This window comes from Capnocytophaga sputigena (genome assembly GCF_900446695.1).
GTDB classification, from domain to species: Bacteria; Bacteroidota; Bacteroidia; order Flavobacteriales; family Flavobacteriaceae; genus Capnocytophaga; species Capnocytophaga sputigena.
Window position 1 is genome coordinate 335,304 of the sequence record NZ_UAVP01000011.1, and the last position, 20,277, is coordinate 355,580.

Consider the following 20,277-nt stretch of genomic DNA (forward strand, 5'->3'; position numbering starts at 1 on the left):
TAAAAAAAGAAAACTTATGATTAAAAAACTGTGGCCTCTTGCTATAGGAGGTTTAGCTTTAGGAGCTACCGAGTTCCTAATAATGGGATTATTACGTGTAATAGGCGAAGATATGCATTTAGAAGATGCTATCACAGGGCGGCTTATTTCGGCTTACGCTATAGGTGTAGTTGTAGGTGCTCCAACACTCATCGCTTTGGCTGCCTCATACAATCCTAAGAAGATACTATTGTTTTTTATGTTTCTCTTCACGCTCTTCAACGGGCTTTCAGCTTTTTCACCTAATTATACTACTTTGCTTTTAGCGCGTTTCTTTTCGGGGTTACCCCACGGTGCATTCTTTGGGGTAGGTGCCATTGTAGCCAAGCAGTTAGCCCCTAAAGGTAAAGAGGCTTTTGCCATTTCGATTATGTTTGCAGGGCTTACTGTCGCCAATTTGATAATGGTACCTTTACTTACTTACATAGGAGCGTGGATAGGCTGGAGAACAGCGATGGGCTGTGTATCGTCGTTAGGATTACTTACAATGCTATCGATATTCTTTTTCTTACCCAATATAGAAAACAAAAGAGACCTTGGTATCAAACGCGAAGTACGTTTATTTTTCAATCCAAGGTCGTTATTAGTTTTAGGTATTACTGCTTTAGGTTGTGGCGGACTTTTTGCGTGGTTCAGCTATATACAACCCTTGATGATAGAGACGGCACATATCAACCCTGATATGAAATCGGTGGTGATGATAGTTGCGGGTGTGGGAATGGTAGTAGGCAATCTCTTAGGAGGCTGGATTACTGACCGACTATCGCCTATCAAAGCGACTATTTACATCTCGTTGATGCTCATCAGTGTATTGCTATTGGTCTTCTTTTTCTCACATATTCAGCCTATAGCGTGGGTGCTTACATTTGTATGTGGTGCAATGTCGATGTCATTAGGTTCTCCGTTGAATATGCTCATTTTCCGCTGCGCACCTCAATCCGAAATGATGGGAGCCGCTTTTATGCAAGCGGGATTCAACACTGCTAACTCTATTGGAGCTTATGTAGGAGGATTGCCACTGCTCTATGGGCTCAGCACCAATTACCCATCGCTTATGGGGGCAGGTTTGGCAAGTTTAGGGTTGCTCTTGACTTTCTACCTTTGGCGTATTCTCAGATTCTAATTTTTTTACTTTGAGGAATGATTCGTGTTGTTCGATAGCCATTTCGATTTGGGTTACAATTTCTTCAACCGTATCATTTTCATAATCTATCTGCAAAGGGGGTTTGATAATCATTGATTGTTGAATCCCTTTCTTTTTGATATTGATCCCTTTTTTATCAAACGAACGGCGGAAACCATCAATTACAATGGGCACTACCACGGGTTTGTATTGCTTGATAAGGTGTGCCGTACCTTTGCGGATAGGCTTCCAAGGCGATGTAGTACCTTGCGGAAAGGTAATCACCCAGCCATCGGCAAGAGCAATTCCTATATTCTCTACATCTACTTGGCGTACTTCACGATGTACTTCTTTCCCTTTTTCACGCCACGTTCTATTGACAGGAATAGCCCCCGCATACCCTAATATTTTGGGCAATATCCCTGATTTCATCGTTTCGGAGGCTGCCACATAATAAATATTAAGTTTGGGATTCCACAAATAGCCTATATTATCTAAGGTATCTTTACGTCCTTTCAAACTGGCGTTGAATACGTGATACATAGCTGTTACATCGGCGAAATACGTTTGGTGATTAGAAATGAACATCACATTTTGTGGAGGCAATTCACGAATGATATCCGAGCCTTCAATCTTCAGTTGATTGAAACCATCATACCTGCTATGGGTAATGAGTCCAAAAACGCGAATGAGCCATTTCTTTACGAAAAGTGTATGTCCGAAAGGGTCTTGTTTGAATAAAGGCATTGGTCAATTTATTGATTAGGTAATGAGGCAATGAGTTGATTTGTACATCAACTCATTGCCTCATTAGTTTAGTTTATTGAAAAATTTTTGCCACTATTGACATAGCGTTCTTTACATTCGTGATAAATTTTCACTGCTTCATTTAGATCACCCCAACCGTTGATCGCTACTTTCTTCTTTTCTAAATCTTTATATACGCTAAAGAAGTGTTCGATTTCTTTGATAAGGTGAGGGTTCAAATCATTGAGGTCGTTCATTTTATTCCATATTGGGTCGGAAACGGGTACGCAAATCACCTTTTCATCAGGACCTTTTTCATCAGCCATGTGGAATACTCCTATAGGTTTAACTTCCATTACACAGCCAGGGAAAGTAGGTTCGGTTACTAATACGAGCACGTCTAACGGGTCGGAATCTAAAGCTAAGGTTTCGGGCACAAAGCCATAATCGGCAGGATACATCATTGATGAGAAAATCATACGATCGTAACGCACTTTGCGCAACTCAAAATCATACTCGTATTTATTGCGACTCCCTTTGGGAATTTCGATGAGTACATCAAAAGATAGTGATTTGTTTTCTGACATTTCTTTTTTATTCAATTAGTGTTTAGGGGGCAAAAGTAGTAAAAAAAGTGATATATACCCTATAAACCCTATTTTTTTTTGTTTTATAGTCTATTTGGTTTACTATTGAGATTTGTAAAGTTTATTTTGCCTTTTTCATTTATAAGCTCCTGTCCTGCAGATAGTTTTCCATACCAAAGACCATCAGACATATACCAATTAAGCGTTTTTAAACTTCTATTTGGTTCACCTAAGAGGTGAGAGTAATAAGTAGAATAGCTATCAAACAAAGTGTTTCCGTTTTCAAATTCTTCTTTATAAAGAGCTAAGACATCGGTTATAGACATTGGTGTATTGAGGGTTACACTTCCAAAAGTAGGTGTTTTAAGGGTAATTTTGTTTATTCGCGTATTGTCGTCTGACGAAAGGCTTTCCCAAAAAGTAAAGACATCAGTTTGTGGAGCGAGTTCTGGTTTAAACAGATACAGCACAGGCGTTCCCTTGTAAATAGGCAAAGGGTAATCTTTGAGCATTTTGTTTATATTCACAGGTTCTTTACGGCTGATGAGAGGTTTTCTATTAAGTTCAGGCAGAGCATAATAGCGTACTTTTTGAGCTCCTACCACGGCATATTCTAAGGTAGTAGTAGAAGTGTTTTTTATCACCAGATAATCACTTCCTTTAGGCTGATAATCATAATAAGGTTCATTGTAGAGATGCCACCTATCTCTACCATTAGATTCGTATATACTGTCGTATTTTGCCATTACTTTCTCTCCTCCTATCACGAAAGGAGTAGTTTTGCGTTCTGTTATCACAGTATTTTCTTTATTCCCAGCGATATAAACCGAATAACTCACCTCAACTTCAGCAGGAGTGCCATCAGTAGTGTTCACGATGAGATAGTTGTGTTGCAAGAGTGCTTGTTTTTTTTCAGTTTGAAAATCGTCTTGTTTTTCACAATGGAATTGAAAACTGAAAATGATAGCTGTAAAAATGAATAATCGTTTGAAATATGTCTTCATCGTTTTTCTTATTGTGTGACTACAAAAGTAGTATATTCTGTTTGATTAAGCAAATTATTTGTGTAATTGTGTGTGTTTTGTTATCTTTGCCACAAATTTAAGCGATGGAAGATAAAACACTTATAAAAAAACGTATTGATTGGTTTTGCAAGAACAAAATCAATGCTTTTTCGCCTACAATTTCACCAGCTCCTAAATCGGTAGGGCGCAATGAAATTGAAAGTCTTTATGAGGGCTTGCGATGGTTCTTTGACAGAGACATCAAAGAGATTTTAATACAGAAGAAATATATGGGTTCTTATTGTGATATTTACTTACATAAGAACTTAGAAGATAGTTATTTAGTAAGCCGAAATGGTTATAAAATCAATCATTTAGATCGTTCACAATGGGTGTCAGCGCTCGCTCAGTTACACGCTAAGTTCAGCTGGGAGAACACAACTATTCGCATTATCCAATCGGAATTGATGCCGTGGTCGGCTTTAGGTAAAGGACTTATTACCAATGAGTTTTCGGCTTATTACATCTCTCATCAGATACATTGCGACTACTTGCAACAGAGCGACTTATATGAAAAAATAAACGCTATCAAGCAAAAACCTGAATACCTCGCTTTTGTGGCTGACACCAAAGTACTTTCGGGCAAGGAACTGAAAGATAAATACCCTACCCACATCATTCGTCAGTACCAATCGATACGCGATATGAAGCTACTCGATTTGCCTCACTATGAGAAGAATATTGCTCTGTTTAAAAGACAATTGGACATCTTTGGCAAAGATGCAACTGTTTACTTCAAACCTTTTAATATTTTAAAGGAAATCTACGATGATGGGACTGAACATTTTGTGAATGACAACCTCAGTTTTGCACGTATTAACAGTGATGAATTTTTGCACTACACTTTTACGGATACCGCTGACTTTGAAGCCAAATACCCCGAGATACGCGCTTGGGTAGACCAAATGAACGCAAATGACGAAGAGGGGGTAGTTATTAAACCTCGTAAGGCTTTTATACAGGGCATACCGCCTGCTTTCAAGGTGCGCAACAACGATTACCTCACACTCATTTACGGGGTGGATTTTCAAGACCGATTAGAAGAACAAATCGCTAAACGCAATATCAAAGGTAAACTGAAATGTTCTATCAACGATTGGGCTATTAATGCCAAACTTTTGCAAACGCCTTATAATGAAATTCACGAGGAGAATTACGAATTTAAAAACTTAGTACTCGACCGCATTTTAGGGGAAGAGGTAGAAAATCAATTAGACAGCAGACTATGAGTAAACTTCTTATATTGGTGGGTGCCCCGGGGTCGGGTAAATCTACCTTTGCACGTTATTTTTTACGTACCGAAGACAATTGGATACGCGTGAATCGCGATGACTTTCGCTTGATGCAGTTTGGTGATTCGCTAATGATTCCGTTCTATGAAGAGCGCATTAGCAAAATGGTAGAAGCCTCGGTGCTCACCTTGCTAAAAAGTGATACCAATGTGATTATCGATGCTACAAACACATCGCTGCGCACCATTCAGGATATGATTCACACTTATACTGAATACGCTGATATCAGTTTTAAAGTATTTGATTTACCTGTAGACGAATTAGTAAAACGCTGTGATAAACGCTATGAAGAAACGGGAAAATTCATATCTAAAAGTGTGGTAGAGAGAAATGTGGCTAACCTAAAGCACACTCTCGAAAAATTTGATTTTGCTCCTATTCCTCGCAAAGTACAAGTGGCTACTACCAGCTATGCTACTCAAGATAAGAACTTACCTAAGGCTGTGATTTGCGATTTAGATGGTACACTTTCCTTGCTCAATGGTCGTGATCCTTACAACGCGGCAACTTGTGATAACGACTTGCTGAACGAACCTGTAGCTGCTGCATTGAAAATGGCTAAACAACAGGGCTATCAAGTGATTTTACTCTCGGGACGCGAAGATAAATTCCGCGAACCTACAATGCGTTTTCTCGATAAACACCAAATAGGTTACGACTTACTGCTGATGCGCACCTCTAACGATTTCCGCAAAGATAACATCATTAAAAGGGAACTTTTTGAGGGTGAAATACAAGGAAAATACTTTGTAGAATTTCTTTTAGATGACCGCAATCAAGTGGTAGATATGTGGCGCAAGGATTTGCATTTACCTTGTTTCCAAGTCAATTACGGGGATTTTTAGGTTGATTATTGTTTTGGGGAGAATCGCAGGGATTATTTTAGAGAATTGTAGAAAAACTCGGAGAATCGCAGGGGTTTTGGACAAGGTCAGACAAAGCGGACAAGGCGGAGAAGGACTAATGTGAAGAAAAAGGTAAAGTTTTATTTAAGTGGGCGTTTGCAAAACTCCCCTACATAACATACTTCAAAAAATTATTGATAATCAGAGTATTTTAGAGAATTGCAAAAAAACTCAGAGAATCGCAGGGGTTTTGGACAAGGTGGACGAGGCGGAGATGGACTGATGTACCGTTTTGCGTTTTAAAGCCTACCCCCGTTCCCCCTTCCTTCGGAAGGGGGCAATCCGCAAAAGCGATTTTGAGACTTTTTGGACAGCCTCGTAATACGCAAAAGCTACCTTTTTGATGAGAAAACATCTTCTACATTTAAGTTATTAAGGTATCTTTTTTATATCAATTCAGCTTCAAACATTTCTTTGAAATGCTTTAGGATATGCGATTTTACTTCGGCTATATCCACTTTATCTTTGGCTAATTCTACATTTAGTGAGGTTACTGCCTTACCGCGAATTCCACAAGGGATAATATTATCAAAATATCCTAAATCAGTATTTACATTTAGGGCAAATCCGTGCATCGTTACCCAACGGGAACAGCGGACGCCCATTGCACAAATTTTGCGAGCAAAAGGAGTTCCTACATCGAGCCAAACGCCTGTTTCACCTTCACTGCGCTCTGCTTTGAGACCATAATCGGCAAGAGTGCGAATGATCACTTCTTCTAAAAAGCGGAGGTACTTGTGAATGTCAGTAAAAAAGTTATCTAAATCTAAAATAGGATAGCCTACAATTTGACCAGGACCGTGATAGGTGATATCCCCTCCCCTATTAATTTTATAGAAAGTAGCTCCTTTTTTCTTTAATCCCTCTTCATCAATGAGCAAATTCTCTATATGTCCGCTTTTACCCAAGGTATAGACGTGAGGATGCTCTACAAAGAGAAAATAATTATCGGTAGGTAAGAGAGTGTTATTAGCTCGGTTATTTGTTTTCTGCTCGACAATTTTTTGAAAGAGGTTTTCTTGGTAGTCCCAAGTTTCTTTATAGTCTTTATTGCCTAAATCTCTAACGATTACTTGTTTGTTCATAAATAGTTTGAATATTACCCTGACGAATGTCGCCAGTGTTATAGCCTTTGGTAAACCAATATTTTCGTTGTTCAGAAGTACCGTGAGTAAAGGAATCGGGGACTACGTGTCCTTGCATACGTTTTTGTATAGCATCATCACCTACAGCATTTGCGGCACTAAGTGCTTCGTCGATATCATCGGTATCCAAATATTTTTGATTATGGTGCGCCCAAACCCCTGCATAGAAATCGGCTTGCAACTCTTGAGCTACTGACCATTTATTGGCAGCAGCCTTGGAGAGCCCTTGTTGTTTTTGGCGTACTTGCTGAGAGGTACCCAAGAGCGTTTGAATATGATGCCCCACCTCGTGAGCCATCACATAAGCGATGGCAAAGTCGCCGCCTTTAGCTCCGAATCGAGATTTGAGTTCTTCAAAAAAGTCCATATCCATATAGAGCTTTTGGTCGGCAGGACAATAAAAAGGACCTACAGCTGCCGTAGCATTACCGCAACCAGTGCTGACATTTTCGGTGAAGAGTACTAAGGTAGGTTTTTTATAGGTACCTAATCCATTTTGAGAGAATACTTTTTCCCAAACATCTTCGGTATCAGCGAGTACTGTGGCAGTAAATTCGCCTATTTTTTTCTGTTCGGCAGTGAGTTCTACACGTTCTACTGCTTGTTGTGTTTGGTTACCACCTGCTACTTGGTTTACAACAGAGGCTACTTGTTGTCCTGTTTCGCCACCAAATAGTTGCAATAATACAACGATGATACCGACAATACCACCGCCAGCGATAAGTCCGCCTTTGCCGCGCATACCACGGCGATCGTCAACATTGCTACTTTGACGTCTTCCTTCCCATTTCATAGTTTTTTCTTATTTTGAGTTTTCGGGGGCAAATGTAGTAATAATTTGTGAATTTGCCAATTTGCGGGGGAGAATTGTGAGGCATTTGTATTTAAAAGCCTACCCCCGTTCCCCTTCCGAGAGGAAGGGGGGCAATCCGCAAAAGTGACTTAAAAAATATCTAATATTTCCTACTATTTTTTGTAGTTTGATAATAAAGTATAAACCTATTATCTTAAATACAAATGTCGTGGAAGAATTGTAGGGGGACGAGCCGCACGGGCAAGAAACTTTAGTAAAGTGTGGTGATGAGGGGGGAGGGAGAGACTTAGAGAATCTCGGAGAATCGCTGGGGATTTAGACGAGTTGGACAAGTTAGACGAGTTGGACAAGTTAGACGAGTTGGACAAGTTAGACGAGTTGGACAAGTTAGACAAGTTAGACGAGTTAGACAAGTTAGACGAGTTAGACAAGTCGGATGAGTTGGACAAGTCGGACGAGTTGGACGAGTCAGACAGGTCAGACGAGTCGGATGGAAGAAGGAGTGTTGTTTTGAGAAATTTAGATTACTGATGATGATAGGGTTCGTTTTTGAGAATTGTAAAAGCACGGTAGAGTTGTTCTACAAAAAATAGGCGTATCATTTGGTGTGAAAATGTGAGTTTGGATAGCGAGAGCTTACCATTAGCACGGTCGTATACTTCTTTTGAAAAACCATAAGGTCCGCCAATCACAAAAGTGAGCTGCTTGATGCCGGCATTCATTTTCTTTTGCAATTCATCGGCAAAAGCTACTGAAGTAAACTCTTTGCCACGTTCGTCTAAGAGTATCAAATGATGAGAAGAGGCTATATTACTGAGAATCAGTTCGCCTTCTTTTGTTTTTTGTTGTTCTTCTGATAGTGATTTGCTATTCTTAATATCAGGCAAAAGTTGCAATTCAAAATTGATGTAGTACGAAAGTCGCTTTTCGTAGGTGGTGATGAGCTCTTGTAAGGCTGAATTATCGGTTTTTCCTACTGCTATAAGTTTGATATTCATCGGTTAAGTGAAAAGTGAATAGTGAAAAATTATAAGTCGCAGACAAATACTTCTATATTTTTTTCTAAAAGGGTTTCATTGATAATAGCTTCGATTTTATCCCAAGTACCTCCTGCTAATCCGCAACCTATGCGGGGCATTTGTACTTTGGCATTGTTTTCAAGAGCAAAATTGGCTACTTGTTGTAAGGCTTTTTTCACTGCTTCATAACGAATGGGGGGATTGCCGTTCTCATCTTTATATATTTTATGTTGCCCAATGAGATTAGCAACCCATATATCACTTTCTACTTTTACAAACTGCACTGCACCCAAAGCGAAACCTTCGCCTTGTTTATACCATTGTTTATATTGCTTTTCAGGTGTTTTCCAGCGTTTGGAAAGTGCTAACACAAAACCTTTACCCCAAGCACCTATATCATTACAAATATGGGTGATGATAATGTTACCTTCGGTTTGTGGTGCCGTAGCATCGGCTTTTAAATAGTGTATCATTGTTGATTTTTTTTATTATTATGAGATTTGAGAGAGTTGGAAAATCTTGGAGGGACTTGGAGGGCTTGGAGAGACTCGGAGAGACTTGGAGGGGCTTGGAAAATCTCGGAGGAACTCGGAGGAACTCGGACGAGGCTGACAAGTCGGACGAAGCGGACAAGGCAGACGAAGCGGACAAGGCAGACGAGGCTGACAAGGCAGACGAGGCTGATAAGTTGGACAAGGCTGACGAGCTGGAGGAGGGTAATTATATGAGGATGTCCGAAAAGTTCTATTTGTAAGGGTATTTGCAAAACACTCTTACTTTTACTCAAAAGGCTCTAAAAGTGATTGATTATCACGATAATCAACTTTGACGGGCAAGAAACTTTGGCAAAGATAGGGATGCAAATACGATTTTGAGACTTTTCGGACAACTTCATTGAATATTTATTAGAAGAAGAATCTTTCTTTTTCTCCTTTTTCGTTTAGGAATTCTAACGAGTTGCGATTGCGTGAAGAAAGATTAGACATTATATTTTTCAATTCATCTACATCTTTAATGGTTTTTCCATTCACTGAAAGCAACACTTTTCCTACTATATTGATATTGTTGTACTCATAGAACTGACCTGCAGCGGTAACCTTCACTCCGTTTTTAGTTTTAAAACGTTTTTGGTCAGCTTCTGAGAGGTTTTTCACTTCCAACCCTAAGGATTGTATCACATAAGTAGTGTTTTTCTTGAGGGTGATATTGGCAGTGCGTTCTTTACCTTCACGTACATAAATTACTTTTAGCATATCGCCAGGACGTTTGGAAGCGATGTGACCACTAAGATCAGAGTATTTATGTATCTTCACATTATCGATTTGCTTGATAATGTCACCTTTTTTAAGTCCGACAGCTCCTGCTCCTGATTCATCATCTACAGAATCCACATAGAATCCTTCAGTTTCTTTGATGTTGAGTTTTTTGGCTACTTCGGAGTCTAATCCTTGTCCGCGTACACCCATCACTCCGCGTTGTACATTTCCGTATTCTATCAAATCTTCTACCACTTTTTTAGCGATATTGCTAGGCACAGCAAATGAGTAGCCCATATATACCCCTGTAGTAGATGAGATTGCGGTATTGATACCAATGAGGTCGCCATTGAGGTTTACCAAAGCTCCCCCACTGTTTCCCATATTCACTACGGCATCGGTTTGTATAAACGATTCTATTTTATCACTACCGCGCTCGCTGATGTTACGCGCTTTTGCACTGATAATTCCCGCAGTAACAGTAGAATTTAAATTGAAAGGATTCCCTACTGCAAGTACCCATTCGCCTACTTGTGTATTATCGGAGTCGGCAAAAGTAAGGAAAGGCAATTTTTCATCAGCTTCTATTTTTAGTAAGGCAATATCGGAAGCGGCATCTGTACCTATGAGTTTAGCTGCATAGGTTTTATTGTTATTAAGGGTAACCTCCAAAGTAGTGGCATTGGCAATCACGTGATTATTAGTCACTATATAGCCATCGGGAGTGATAATTACTCCTGAACCTGTACCTACTTGGGTTTGTTCGTCTCCCCCATTACCGTAAAAAAGATCGAAGATAGAGGTAACGCCTCCTTGTGATTTTACAGTGTTCTTTACGTGCACAACACTATTTACCGTTTTGTTAGCTGCTTCCACAAAGTTGGTTTCACCTGCTACTGTTCTTTGAGGAGTAGTGTGATTCGTTTGTACCAAAGCAGGACGCGAGAGCAAATCAAGTGCCTCTTGTTTAGCGTCGTGTTTATCTATAAAGAGTTTATACCCTCCTAAGGTCATAGCTCCACCAAGGAAGGCAGTAGCTATCATTGTTACATAATTTTTCATCATATTCTTTGTTTTACTAATTTGTTTTTATATCATAAAATGATTAGGCAACAACTATGCCAAAGTTAGGGACAGGTTTCAGGTATTAGGTATCAGGAAATAAGAGATAGAAAAAGGCTGCTCCCGATGGGAAGCAGCCTTTTTCAAACTATGTCCTTTAAAGTTAAATTACAATTTAGGAGCACCAGCGAGGACGTCAGCACTTGCACCTTCAGCGAATTTTTTATCTTTGAAGTTTTGTACAAATGATTCAGCCAATTCTTTGAGTTTAGCGCTGAATTGAGCTTTGTCGTCCCAAGTGTTTTCTGAGTTCAAGATGCTTTGATCTGAAACACCTTCGCAAGATTGAGGTACTTTGAAACCGAAGATAGGTAATTCTTTGTACTCAACGTTGTTAAGTTTGCCAGTAAGAGCCGCAGTGATAAGAGCGCGGGTATCTTTCAAGCTGCATCTTTTCATTTTACCATTGTAACCGGTGTTTACCAACCATACGTTTACGCCAGTTTCTTTGATTTTTTCAGCCAAACGTTTTCCATATTCAGCTGGGTGAAGAGGCATAAAGGCTGCTCCGAAGCAAGCAGAGAAAGTTTTTTGAGGAGTAGTGATACCTACCTCAGTACCAGCAACTTTAGAAGTATAACCAGAAACGAATTGGTAAGCAGCTTGTTCAGGAGTCAATTTAGAGATTGGAGGCAATACACCATAAGCATCAAAAGTAAGGAAGAAGATGTTTTTAGGGTTATGACCTATTGAACCTGGTTGGATATTAGCGATGTGATAGATAGGATAAGAAACACGAGTGTTTTCAGTGATATCAGTGCGAGCAAAATCAACAACACCTTTATCATCCATAATTACGTTCTCGAGGATAGCACCTTTTTTGATAGCGGCGAAGATTTCAGGTTCTTTTTCAGCGGTAAGGTCTACTACTTTAGCGTAGCAACCACCTTCGAAGTTGAATACGGTATTTTCAGGAGTCCAACCGTGTTCGTCATCACCGATAAGGTGGCGGTTAGGGTCAGCAGAAAGGGTAGTTTTACCAGTACCAGAAAGACCAAAGAAGATAGCAGTATCGCCGTCTTTACCAACGTTAGCAGAACAGTGCATTGGCATAGTGTTGCGGAACACAGGCAATTCAAAGTTCATAGCAGAGAAGATACCTTTTTTAATTTCGCCGGTATAACCAGTACCACCGATAAGGGCGATTTTTTTAGTAAAGTTAAGGATTGCGAAGTTAGCTTGACGAGTGCCATCTACAGCTGGGTCAGCTTTGAAACCAGGAGCATTAACAACTAACCAATCTTCATTGAAAGAAGCGAGTTCGCTATCTTCTACACGTAAGAACATATTAAAAGCGAAAAGGTTGCTCCAAGGAAGTTCAGTAATAGTACGGATATTGGTGCGGTATTTAGGGTCGGCGCAAACATAGCCATCGTGAACGTAAATTTCTTTACTTGAAAGATAAGCTACTACTTTTTCGTATAGTTTATCGAATTTTTCAGGTTCGAAAGGGATGTTGATGTTACCCCACCATACGCGATCTTTGGTGATATCATCTTTTACGATGAAGCGGTCTTTAGGAGAACGACCAGTAAACTCACCTGTGTTGATAGCGATAGCTCCAGAAGATGCTTCAACACCTAATTTTTTGTCCAAAGTTTCTTGGTGAAGTTCGTCAGCAGACAATTGGTAACGAACATTAGCGTTTTTAATTCCGTATTTATCAACGGAAAGTGTTTTTGGTTTACTCATAATGTCTTAAATTTTTTATTTAAAATTCTATAATTTACTAACTTATGTTTTTTGAGTTTTAGACAAGGTAAAAGTTCCTCTGAAAAACGCTGCAAATGTACGCATAAAAATTGTAATAAAAAAATATTTTTAACATTTTTTAAGGGGTATATACTAAAAACCAAATATCAGGGTCTTTCACGCTTATTAGATATGTGTAATTAGCGTTATAAACTGATTTTTTATAAGGACCTAACTTAGCTAAGTCTAAAAATAATCGTTCTGCTTCTCTGTAGTAGTAAAGACTATTTTTGTAAGTGCTATCACCTTCATTAGGCATATCTTTTATAAGAATTTCAACTTGTTCTTCATTAGCATTATTAGCAACGCCTACAAAGTCCATTTCATAGTATACACTACTTGTATTATCAAGATTATTTTTTTCAGCTACGTAAGCGTGCATTCCTGCTGTTTGTTGTTGATCATTCCCCATTATATTTACTAACCTGATATAATTCAGTAGGGTGTGGGTTTTGTTTTTTGATTGTTCTACTGCTCTCTTAGCCTTGTTGAAAATATCCATTATTTTTTCAGAAGCGTTATATGTATCAAAAGTTACATATAAAGCATTACTACTGATAGTGATAGGAGAGTTCACAAAGTTAGTGGTTATGTTTCCATCAGTGGTTACTAAGGCAGTTTTACCTTGATTAAAATAAAATTCATCAAAGGTTACCCCATTAATGTTTATAGGTTCATACAATTTAATACCTTTTTCAGTAATGATGAAAGCTGATTGTACATATTTTTGATTGTTGTCATATATAAAAGTGAGCTGCCTATAACTAGGAAATAATTTAAGGGTTACCTCAGTGCCTCCTACATTTATAGGAGAAAGACCTTTGTACTGAAGAGTAGTGCTATTATCACGTATTTTATTCAAATAGGTTTCTCTATCACCTGTGAATTTTTTCAAGGTCATAATATTGTTAGAGGTACGACCTCGCAAAGTAAAGGTATCATTTTCGTACTTTAGAACTATAAAGTCGGTTTCACCTCCACGAGCATTAGGAAATGACGATGAGACAAATCGGAAATGATGCAATACACTATTAAAAGTATCAAAACTAATAGTAGGACCTTCAGTTATGTCATACGAAAAGTATGAAGTTTCTTCATCATTAGTATAACTTGCTTCTGATGAAGCTGTTACTTGACCATCTTTCAGCTTTATCAAAAAATTGTAGCCTCCTATACTTCTGTGGGCTTTTGGAAAATCTTTATCGGTAGCAAAGACCTCTGGTTGATAGGGATATACCCAATAACCTACACGGTATTGCTCAGGATAGTAAGTCAGCAGCCAATAGCTATCATTTTCTAAAGTCTTTTTGTAACTATTGAGTGAGTTTACAGTACGCTCTGAAGCCTTTTGCTCAAAAGTCTCTTCCTCTTTATAATTACAGCTTACAAAGATGAGAAATGAGAGTGATAAGAATATATATTTTTTCATTGTTGTATTAACGTGTTAATCGGGTGAAATCTTTTCTTTGTACGGGTACGCCATCAAAGGTCTTACCTGCTACGTAAGGATATCTGCTACGTATTTCGGCACGTAGTTCATCAAGATTGATATTCCATTCGTCTTGTAGGTATTTTTTCATTATGGCTATTTTTTGTTCTATTTTCTGTTTGCCTGTATATGTTTCAGTAGGTCTTATTTTTCTATCTGCTTTTTTCAGTACCTCTTCCCATACACTAGTTGATTCATAAGGCGTATAATCTTCTGAAATGAGATTACCATAGTTGCTGAATTTAGCTTTCCAAGCGGTATATAAAGCATCGTTAAAACCATCGCCATTAGTATCTAAACTACTATCGGTAGTAGCACAATTGCAATCCAAAGTAGCGTTGTAGTAGACTATGTAACGTGCTAATAGTTCTACAAAATCCTCATCGTGGTCAAAACTTGAATACGCAGTTATAAAGCCTGCTCTTAGATAGTTCTTAGTATTTAAGTTCCACTCGTTTACCCAGCGATCGTTCTTGTAATCACTTGCAGATATTTTTTCATAATCGGTAGTATATAACTTTGCTTGATGCCAAGTATGAGCATTCTCGTGGTAGAGGGTAGCCAAGATATTGTCGTTCAACCAATAGATATTATTAGGCTCTAAGTGGTTTATATCAGTTAGGTGTATTTTTATACCTGCCGCAGCAAGTCCTACTAACTTAGTACCTGTAGGGTTAAATGCAGGCTCCCCTATTAGAATAAGAGTATTGAATGAATGCTCTTTCATAAAAGGTTTAGAGGTAAGCTTTACATAAGGTTCTATAAATAGATAGTTGAACACATTAGCAAACTCTATTGCTTTGTTGTATTTAGTAGGTGTGTAAGTATAAATTCTACTGATTTCTCGTTCCAAAAAACGGTATAATATCTGTATGTTATACGGTTTAGCAAAAGTCTCATCTAAATACTTGTCCAAATCATTTTGTAGATTCAAACTTTGGCTCTCTTCTCCATTGCGAATAATAACACTCTCATCAGCAAGTTTGTCATCATTATCACAGCCTAAAAATGATAAGGCTAAAAATATGTATAGTATTTTTTTCATAGTTTATATTTTTGTTATCTTGGGTTTGCTTGCATTCCTTTGCCTATTACTGCATCGGGCAGCTGAATTGTTCTTCGCAAATCATTAGCAGGTAATACTGCTTTCACAGTAGCATCATTACGATTTGAGTTGTCGTTCTGATAACGGGCTACTTCTATATTATAGCGGCGTACATCTTGCCAACGCAAACCTTCTCCTAAAGTAAGTACACGTCGACACTGTAGTACATAGTGCAATAGAGGCTCTTGTACTCCATCGCTACTGATAGTAAATGAAGGACTAAGATGCTTTTTTTGAGTAGCTCCATTTACCGTACTTTCTGAGTAGGCTATACCATTATAAAAATCTACGATTTCGGCTTTCGTTACTGTATTGCTGCTAGTATAACCATTGATAGTGGTTTGCTGAATAAATTTAGAGGTAAACATATTCAAGTCGGTTATGGCACTATCATACTGCCCTAAAAGCACTTTGGCTTCAGCCCTCACCAATAAGGTTTCATCAGTAGTAAAAGGTATCATTATTGTACGAGTACTATTGTCTTTGAATGTGGGGAACTTGCCATAGATTACTGCATCACGTCTGTTATCAAACACATCAAAAGGAGTGAACCAGTAGAATTCATAGCCGTAGTTAGGTTTGCCTGAATTACCTTGTTTATCCCATAGATTAGTAGTTGCTAATGTCTCACCTGCTATACGATGATTGTGAATAAATCGTCTAGCGTTAGAGGTTGAAAAATACGATGTTGAAATCACTGAAATAACTGGATGCAACATTAAGTTGGCTGTCTCATCTTCACGGGTATAATAAATAGCAAATTTCTCTATATCAGTACCTCCAGTTTTGGTAGCATCTCTAAAATCTTGCCAATTACGCAACATATTTTTAGTAGTATTGTTATTAGTAGTAAGCACTACATTAGCAGCATCTAAGGCTTTTTGCCATTGTTGATAATACAGATAGAAACGTGCAGCAAAAGCATAGGCCGCTTTCTTGTTGAAGTGATACTTAGGCATCTCATAACTGCTATCATCTATCAAGGGCAGACCCGCAGTTAGGTCGGCATCTATTTGTGCATATACTTGAGCTACTGTTCCTCTACTATATCTACCATCTAATTCTGTTTCAGGAACTAACATATAAGGAATACCTAAATCAGTAGCACTTGTAGTGGGATTATAGGGGTTAGAAAAAAGATTAACTAACGAAAAGTGTGCATAAGCTCTTGCTACTAAGGCTTCCCCTTTACTAGCTTTAGTAGCTTCGGGGTTACCCATTTTTTCAATTGCTTCCAAAGCGGTATTTGCATGATTGATAGCCTTATAGTGGCTTGTCCAAATATTCTGAAGTCCATCGGAGTCAGAGTATTCTTGTATACGTTGCCAATAAGCAGATTCTTGGCTTAAGAAATTCGAATAGGATATTATTGTACCTATATCAGCTATATTATCTGACGACAATTCACTTACTACTGCTGTACTAGCAGTAGGATATGCATTTGTAACTACCCTTCTTACTTTTTCGGGAGTATCAATACGCACTTGGTTATCGGGTAGCTCATCAAGTAATGAATTACAAGCAGTAAGTGTTAGTATTAAGACAGCTATTAATATATATGTTTTTTTCATTTCTTTTGTATTTAAAAATTAAAGTCCTACTCGTAAGGTAAAAATAAGTCGTTTAGCAGCGATAGGCGAATAACCATTAGCTAAATAGTCGGGATCATCGCCATTTAGTTTTTTATCGGCGTAAAGCAAGGCAAGATTAGTACCTTGTAGCTTCATACTGAGTTGGCGTAATTTATTTCTCTTTAGAAAATCTCTATCAAAAGTGTAGCCTATAGAAATTTCTTTCAATCTTATATTATCGCCCTTAGCTATACGAACATTAGAGTAATCATAAGTATTATAAGCCTGTATGATGTTGTTATACCCACCGTAAAGGTCATACATATAAGTAGTGTAGAGTACAGGTATATTAGTACGATGCTCATCACCTGGATACTGCCAACGATTGTTTAGTTCACGAGGTGCTACCCAAAAGTCGTTGTACGAATTTGTAAGTTTACGCAAACGTACCACATTACCATAAGAATAAGTAAACACAACACCTAATGAAATCCCTTTATAGGTAAAATAGTTGCTAAAACTACCTTTATCGGTAGGGATGAGTGTACCTGAATATTCTAAGAAATCTACATTGCGATTGTCAAAACGGATTCCACTTACTGTGCTATTGCCATTAGCATCTAAGAATGTGGGCAATCCTTTATCATTCAATCCATTGAAAGGCACTGAAAAAATAGAACGGAGTGGATAACCTTCTTTGGCAAATCCTCCTACTGATTTAGAACTACTTGAGTAACCTATCATATTGCGTACAGTAGGATTGGTTAGCAGTTTGGTTATCTCATTTTTAGAACGTGAGTAGATGAATGAGGTTTTCCAACTAAAATCTTTGGTTTTGAAATTAGTAGTTTCTAATCCGAGTTCTACTCCGTGTATACGTAACTCTGCCATATTTCCCTTCTTGGTAATAGTACCCCCTACCCCTTGTGTTACGATGTTACCTATCAAATCATAACTTCTGCGATTAAACCATTCAGCTGATATATTAATACGATTGTTAAACAATCCAAACTGAGTACCTAGGTTTAACTCTTGGTTTTTTTCATAGGTAAGGTCATGATTAGCATTATCCACTATGTTCAATCCAATTTCGCGTTTAGAAGAGTTGCGCCAAGGCATATTAGTGTAAATTTGAGAGAGTGAATTGCTCACTGATGGTGAAATAGCTGTTACCCCAAAAGAGGCTTTGAACGATAAATGAGAAAGAGGTTTTAGCTTATCAAAGAATTTTTCATTAGTTACATTCCAATTCACCCCTACGTTCCAAGTAGGCATCCAGCGTATATAGCGCGATTCAGCAAACTTGTTAGAAGCATCATAACGCAAAGTTCCATTTATAGTATAACGATTACCGAAAGTATAGCTACCATTAGTGAAGAATGCTTGATAGTTATTTGTAGTATTGTAGATACTATAGTAAGTACTATTTTCCTCTTGTAGTTTTTTAAAAAACAAATAGGTATAATAGCTATAATTACCAGAACTAAATAGTACTCCATAGTTTTGGTTTTTATCATCGGTACTTTTGTAGTTATCCATTTCTGCTCCAGCATATAGCGATACATTATGAAGTCCTCCTTTAAAACTATCATTATAACGCAATGTTGCACGGAAGTGGTTACTGGTAATAGTACGATCTCTTCGCTCACGTATTCCTCCTTCAGGTAATACTACACTAGGTAGGTCGTAAGGGTCATTAGGATCATCATAGAGTCTAGGATTATAGCTACGTACTAATGAGTTAGGCATTGCTCTATACGATAGTGCGTAGTTTGAGTTTTCTTTATATTCTGTATTTTGTTGATTAGTATAATATCTAATAGCCCCCATCATTGTAGCTTCTACTTTTTTAGTAATCTTGTAGGTAAGTTCTGTTTGTAGTCTGAGGTTGGCTATATTGATATTTTTATAAGCGTTATCTATTTCGTTGAAAATATTGTAAGGAGCAAAATCATTTACGTAATACTCCTTAGAGTCGATACTACGTGAGTGTGTTACAGCATAGTCATAGATATCTTGCTTAGGGGTAGTTTGTTTTTGATAGGAAAGATCTGAAATAACATTAAGTTTAAACTTAGGAGATAAATTATAATTGGCATTTAGGTTTCCTGAATACTGACTAAGTTTGTCTCCTTTTGTCCATCCTGGGTCGAACAATGCACTTAAAGAAGCGTAATATGTTGATTTCTCTGTTCCTGAAGAAAAAGAAAGAGTGTGGTTCTGCATTATACTAGTTTGAAATAATTTGTTGAACCAATTTGTATTTCTGCGTTCAGCAGCTTGTAGATAAGCTGTACGCCCTGCTTCAGTATTAGGTACTACCGAATTACCATTGCGGTCTAATACATAAAACAAATCGTACATTCGCCCTATGACTCCTTTATTTTCAGTAATTGATTGGTTTTCGGACTTAAAGTGCCCACCTCTTATGAGTTCTTGTATCACCGACATTTGGTCTTGCGAGTTCATAATATTATACTCCCCATAAGTAGGTATAAATCGAAAGGTAGATTCATTAGTATAAGTAATACTACTACCGCCCGTAGTACCTCGTTTAGTGGTAATCGCGACCACACCGCCTATAGCACGCTGTCCATAGATAGCCGTAGCCGAAGCATCTTTAAGCACTTTAAAGCTCTCTATACTTTCGGCAGTAAGCCCTGGTATAGCTGCAGCAATAAGCATTTTAGCATCTTCTGACACAAGATCCTCAGGTTTGAGATCTATTGAACCTTCTAACACTACTCCATTGAGCACCCATAGAGGCTTCGTACTACCCGATATAGAAGTAGCCCCTCGAGTATTAGTATTCATAGGAGCTTGTGCTGTAGTAGTAGTCTGAGTAGTGGTTTGAGTAGTAGTAGCTGTTCGTGTTTGGGCAGCAGCCCATTGAGCTAGAAGTACAAAAATGCACAACAGCAAGAGTGTTTTTAAATTTAGTACCTTCATATTAACTTTTTGTGGTATGAGGTCGCAAATATACGACATCAAACGAAACCATGCAAATATTTTAAATAAAAATAACCTAACACCCAAAATTTTATTTTTCTCAAAAGCTGTTAATAGTATAGATATTAGAAGAAATGAACTTAAGTTTGCTCTACTTTCGTTGTAGAATTAAATAGAAAGTTTTAATCTTTTAGAGAATATTATTAAAAAAACAAAAGAACAATGACAGGTAAGACCTACTAAATTGCAAATTAACAAATTATTACTACCTTTGCACTTCAAATAAATGAAGATGATA

The 20,277-nt window shown here is 38.0% G+C and carries 17 protein-coding genes; 4 read left to right on the forward strand and 13 right to left on the reverse strand.

Annotated elements, in window-relative coordinates:
• The first annotated feature begins 16 nt into the window (after positions 1-16).
• On the forward strand, positions 17-1,162 hold the full coding sequence (locus DR017_RS13585; RefSeq protein ID WP_002678668.1) for an MFS transporter: 1,146 nt from the start codon (positions 17-19) through the stop codon (positions 1,160-1,162).
• Here the strand turns inward: DR017_RS13585 and DR017_RS13590 are convergent.
• From DR017_RS13590 to DR017_RS13600, 3 genes are all read right to left on the reverse strand, one after another.
• A complete protein-coding gene (locus DR017_RS13590) occupies positions 1,115-1,909 on the reverse strand; it encodes a lysophospholipid acyltransferase family protein (protein ID WP_002678684.1) in 795 nt (264 codons plus the stop codon). The two genes, DR017_RS13585 and DR017_RS13590, sit on opposite strands and share 48 nt — an antisense overlap.
• A 68-nt stretch (positions 1,910-1,977) precedes the next feature.
• A complete protein-coding gene (locus DR017_RS13595; protein WP_002678814.1) occupies positions 1,978-2,496 on the reverse strand; it encodes an inorganic diphosphatase in 519 nt (172 codons plus the stop codon).
• 83 nt (positions 2,497-2,579) lie between these two features.
• The gene (locus tag DR017_RS13600) at positions 2,580-3,500 is read right to left on the reverse strand and encodes a hypothetical protein (protein ID WP_002678717.1); all 921 of its coding nucleotides are present in this window, start codon (positions 3,498-3,500) and stop codon (positions 2,580-2,582) included.
• A gap of 104 nt (positions 3,501-3,604) precedes the next feature.
• On the opposite strand from DR017_RS13600, the gene DR017_RS13605 reads away from it, so the two are divergent.
• Both DR017_RS13605 and DR017_RS13610 read left to right on the forward strand, forming a co-directional pair.
• Positions 3,605-4,789 (forward strand): DNA ligase-like domain-containing protein, encoded by a 1,185-nt coding sequence (locus tag DR017_RS13605; protein ID WP_002678851.1) that lies wholly within the window; start codon positions 3,605-3,607, stop codon positions 4,787-4,789.
• Positions 4,786-5,697 (forward strand): phosphatase domain-containing protein, encoded by a 912-nt coding sequence (locus tag DR017_RS13610; RefSeq protein WP_002678817.1) that lies wholly within the window; start codon positions 4,786-4,788, stop codon positions 5,695-5,697. Before DR017_RS13605 ends, DR017_RS13610 begins: the two co-directional genes overlap by 4 nt.
• Before the next feature lie 446 nt (positions 5,698-6,143).
• Here DR017_RS13610 and lipB read toward each other — a convergent pair whose 3' ends face one another.
• The 4 genes from lipB to DR017_RS13635 all read right to left on the reverse strand — a co-directional run bounded on the left by lipB (position 6,144) and on the right by DR017_RS13635 (position 9,208).
• The gene (lipB, locus tag DR017_RS13615) at positions 6,144-6,842 is read right to left on the reverse strand and encodes a lipoyl(octanoyl) transferase LipB (protein WP_002678650.1); all 699 of its coding nucleotides are present in this window, start codon (positions 6,840-6,842) and stop codon (positions 6,144-6,146) included.
• Positions 6,820-7,695 carry a KPN_02809 family neutral zinc metallopeptidase gene (ypfJ, locus tag DR017_RS13620; protein ID WP_002678852.1) on the reverse strand — a complete coding sequence of 292 codons (876 nt, stop codon included), beginning with the start codon at positions 7,693-7,695 and terminating at the stop codon, positions 6,820-6,822. Before ypfJ ends, lipB begins: the two co-directional genes overlap by 23 nt.
• A 545-nt stretch (positions 7,696-8,240) precedes the next feature.
• Positions 8,241-8,714: a 23S rRNA (pseudouridine(1915)-N(3))-methyltransferase RlmH gene (gene rlmH / locus DR017_RS13630; protein WP_002678660.1), complete on the reverse strand. Its 474-nt coding sequence runs from the start codon at positions 8,712-8,714 to the stop codon at positions 8,241-8,243.
• A 29-nt stretch (positions 8,715-8,743) separates the two neighbouring features.
• A complete protein-coding gene (locus tag DR017_RS13635) occupies positions 8,744-9,208 on the reverse strand; it encodes a macro domain-containing protein (RefSeq protein WP_002678880.1) in 465 nt (154 codons plus the stop codon).
• 20 nt (positions 9,209-9,228) lie between these two features.
• On the opposite strand from DR017_RS13635, the gene DR017_RS14170 reads away from it, so the two are divergent.
• Positions 9,229-9,489 (forward strand): hypothetical protein, encoded by a 261-nt coding sequence (locus DR017_RS14170; protein ID WP_174888852.1) that lies wholly within the window; start codon positions 9,229-9,231, stop codon positions 9,487-9,489.
• A 151-nt stretch (positions 9,490-9,640) separates the two neighbouring features.
• On the opposite strand, the gene DR017_RS13645 is transcribed toward DR017_RS14170, so the two are convergent.
• From DR017_RS13645 to DR017_RS13670, 6 genes are all read right to left on the reverse strand, one after another.
• The gene (locus tag DR017_RS13645; RefSeq protein WP_002678798.1) at positions 9,641-11,056 is read right to left on the reverse strand and encodes a S1C family serine protease; all 1,416 of its coding nucleotides are present in this window, start codon (positions 11,054-11,056) and stop codon (positions 9,641-9,643) included.
• A gap of 165 nt (positions 11,057-11,221) precedes the next feature.
• Positions 11,222-12,805 carry a phosphoenolpyruvate carboxykinase (ATP) gene (gene pckA / locus DR017_RS13650; protein ID WP_002678871.1) on the reverse strand — a complete coding sequence of 528 codons (1,584 nt, stop codon included), beginning with the start codon at positions 12,803-12,805 and terminating at the stop codon, positions 11,222-11,224.
• Between the two features lie 139 nt (positions 12,806-12,944).
• The gene (locus DR017_RS13655; RefSeq protein WP_002678813.1) at positions 12,945-14,294 is read right to left on the reverse strand and encodes a DUF4302 domain-containing protein; all 1,350 of its coding nucleotides are present in this window, start codon (positions 14,292-14,294) and stop codon (positions 12,945-12,947) included.
• 7 nt (positions 14,295-14,301) lie between these two features.
• Positions 14,302-15,399 carry a substrate import-associated zinc metallohydrolase lipoprotein gene (locus tag DR017_RS13660; RefSeq protein ID WP_002678729.1) on the reverse strand — a complete coding sequence of 366 codons (1,098 nt, stop codon included), beginning with the start codon at positions 15,397-15,399 and terminating at the stop codon, positions 14,302-14,304.
• Positions 15,400-15,413: 14 nt separating this feature from the next.
• Positions 15,414-17,030 (reverse strand): RagB/SusD family nutrient uptake outer membrane protein, encoded by a 1,617-nt coding sequence (locus DR017_RS13665; protein ID WP_002678803.1) that lies wholly within the window; start codon positions 17,028-17,030, stop codon positions 15,414-15,416.
• Positions 17,031-17,048: 18 nt separating this feature from the next.
• Positions 17,049-19,979 carry a SusC/RagA family TonB-linked outer membrane protein gene (locus tag DR017_RS13670; RefSeq protein WP_002678691.1) on the reverse strand — a complete coding sequence of 977 codons (2,931 nt, stop codon included), beginning with the start codon at positions 19,977-19,979 and terminating at the stop codon, positions 17,049-17,051.
• Between the last annotated feature and the right edge of the window lie 298 nt (positions 19,980-20,277).

Excerpts from the sequence above, each read along its gene's own strand:
- DR017_RS13605 (WP_002678851.1), top strand. The coding sequence starts at position 3,605 with ATGGAAGATAAAACACTTATAAAAAAACGTATTGATTGGTTTTGCAAG.
- DR017_RS13655 (WP_002678813.1), bottom strand. The coding sequence starts at position 14,294 with ATGAAAAAATATATATTCTTATCACTCTCATTTCTCATCTTTGTAAGC.
- DR017_RS13590 (WP_002678684.1), bottom strand. The coding sequence starts at position 1,909 with ATGCCTTTATTCAAACAAGACCCTTTCGGACATACACTTTTCGTAAAG.
- DR017_RS13595 (WP_002678814.1), bottom strand. The coding sequence starts at position 2,496 with ATGTCAGAAAACAAATCACTATCTTTTGATGTACTCATCGAAATTCCC.
- lipB (WP_002678650.1), bottom strand. The coding sequence starts at position 6,842 with ATGAACAAACAAGTAATCGTTAGAGATTTAGGCAATAAAGACTATAAA.
- DR017_RS13585 (WP_002678668.1), top strand. The coding sequence starts at position 17 with ATGATTAAAAAACTGTGGCCTCTTGCTATAGGAGGTTTAGCTTTAGGA.
- DR017_RS13665 (WP_002678803.1), bottom strand. The coding sequence starts at position 17,030 with ATGAAAAAAACATATATATTAATAGCTGTCTTAATACTAACACTTACT.
- ypfJ (WP_002678852.1), bottom strand. The coding sequence starts at position 7,695 with ATGAAATGGGAAGGAAGACGTCAAAGTAGCAATGTTGACGATCGCCGT.
- DR017_RS13645 (WP_002678798.1), bottom strand. The coding sequence starts at position 11,056 with ATGATGAAAAATTATGTAACAATGATAGCTACTGCCTTCCTTGGTGGA.
- DR017_RS13660 (WP_002678729.1), bottom strand. The coding sequence starts at position 15,399 with ATGAAAAAAATACTATACATATTTTTAGCCTTATCATTTTTAGGCTGT.
- DR017_RS13670 (WP_002678691.1), bottom strand. The coding sequence starts at position 19,979 with ATGAAGGTACTAAATTTAAAAACACTCTTGCTGTTGTGCATTTTTGTA.
- DR017_RS13610 (WP_002678817.1), top strand. The coding sequence starts at position 4,786 with ATGAGTAAACTTCTTATATTGGTGGGTGCCCCGGGGTCGGGTAAATCT.
- DR017_RS13635 (WP_002678880.1), bottom strand. The coding sequence starts at position 9,208 with ATGATACACTATTTAAAAGCCGATGCTACGGCACCACAAACCGAAGGT.
- pckA (WP_002678871.1), bottom strand. The coding sequence starts at position 12,805 with ATGAGTAAACCAAAAACACTTTCCGTTGATAAATACGGAATTAAAAAC.
- rlmH (WP_002678660.1), bottom strand. The coding sequence starts at position 8,714 with ATGAATATCAAACTTATAGCAGTAGGAAAAACCGATAATTCAGCCTTA.
- DR017_RS13600 (WP_002678717.1), bottom strand. The coding sequence starts at position 3,500 with ATGAAGACATATTTCAAACGATTATTCATTTTTACAGCTATCATTTTC.
- DR017_RS14170 (WP_174888852.1), top strand. The coding sequence starts at position 9,229 with ATGAGATTTGAGAGAGTTGGAAAATCTTGGAGGGACTTGGAGGGCTTG.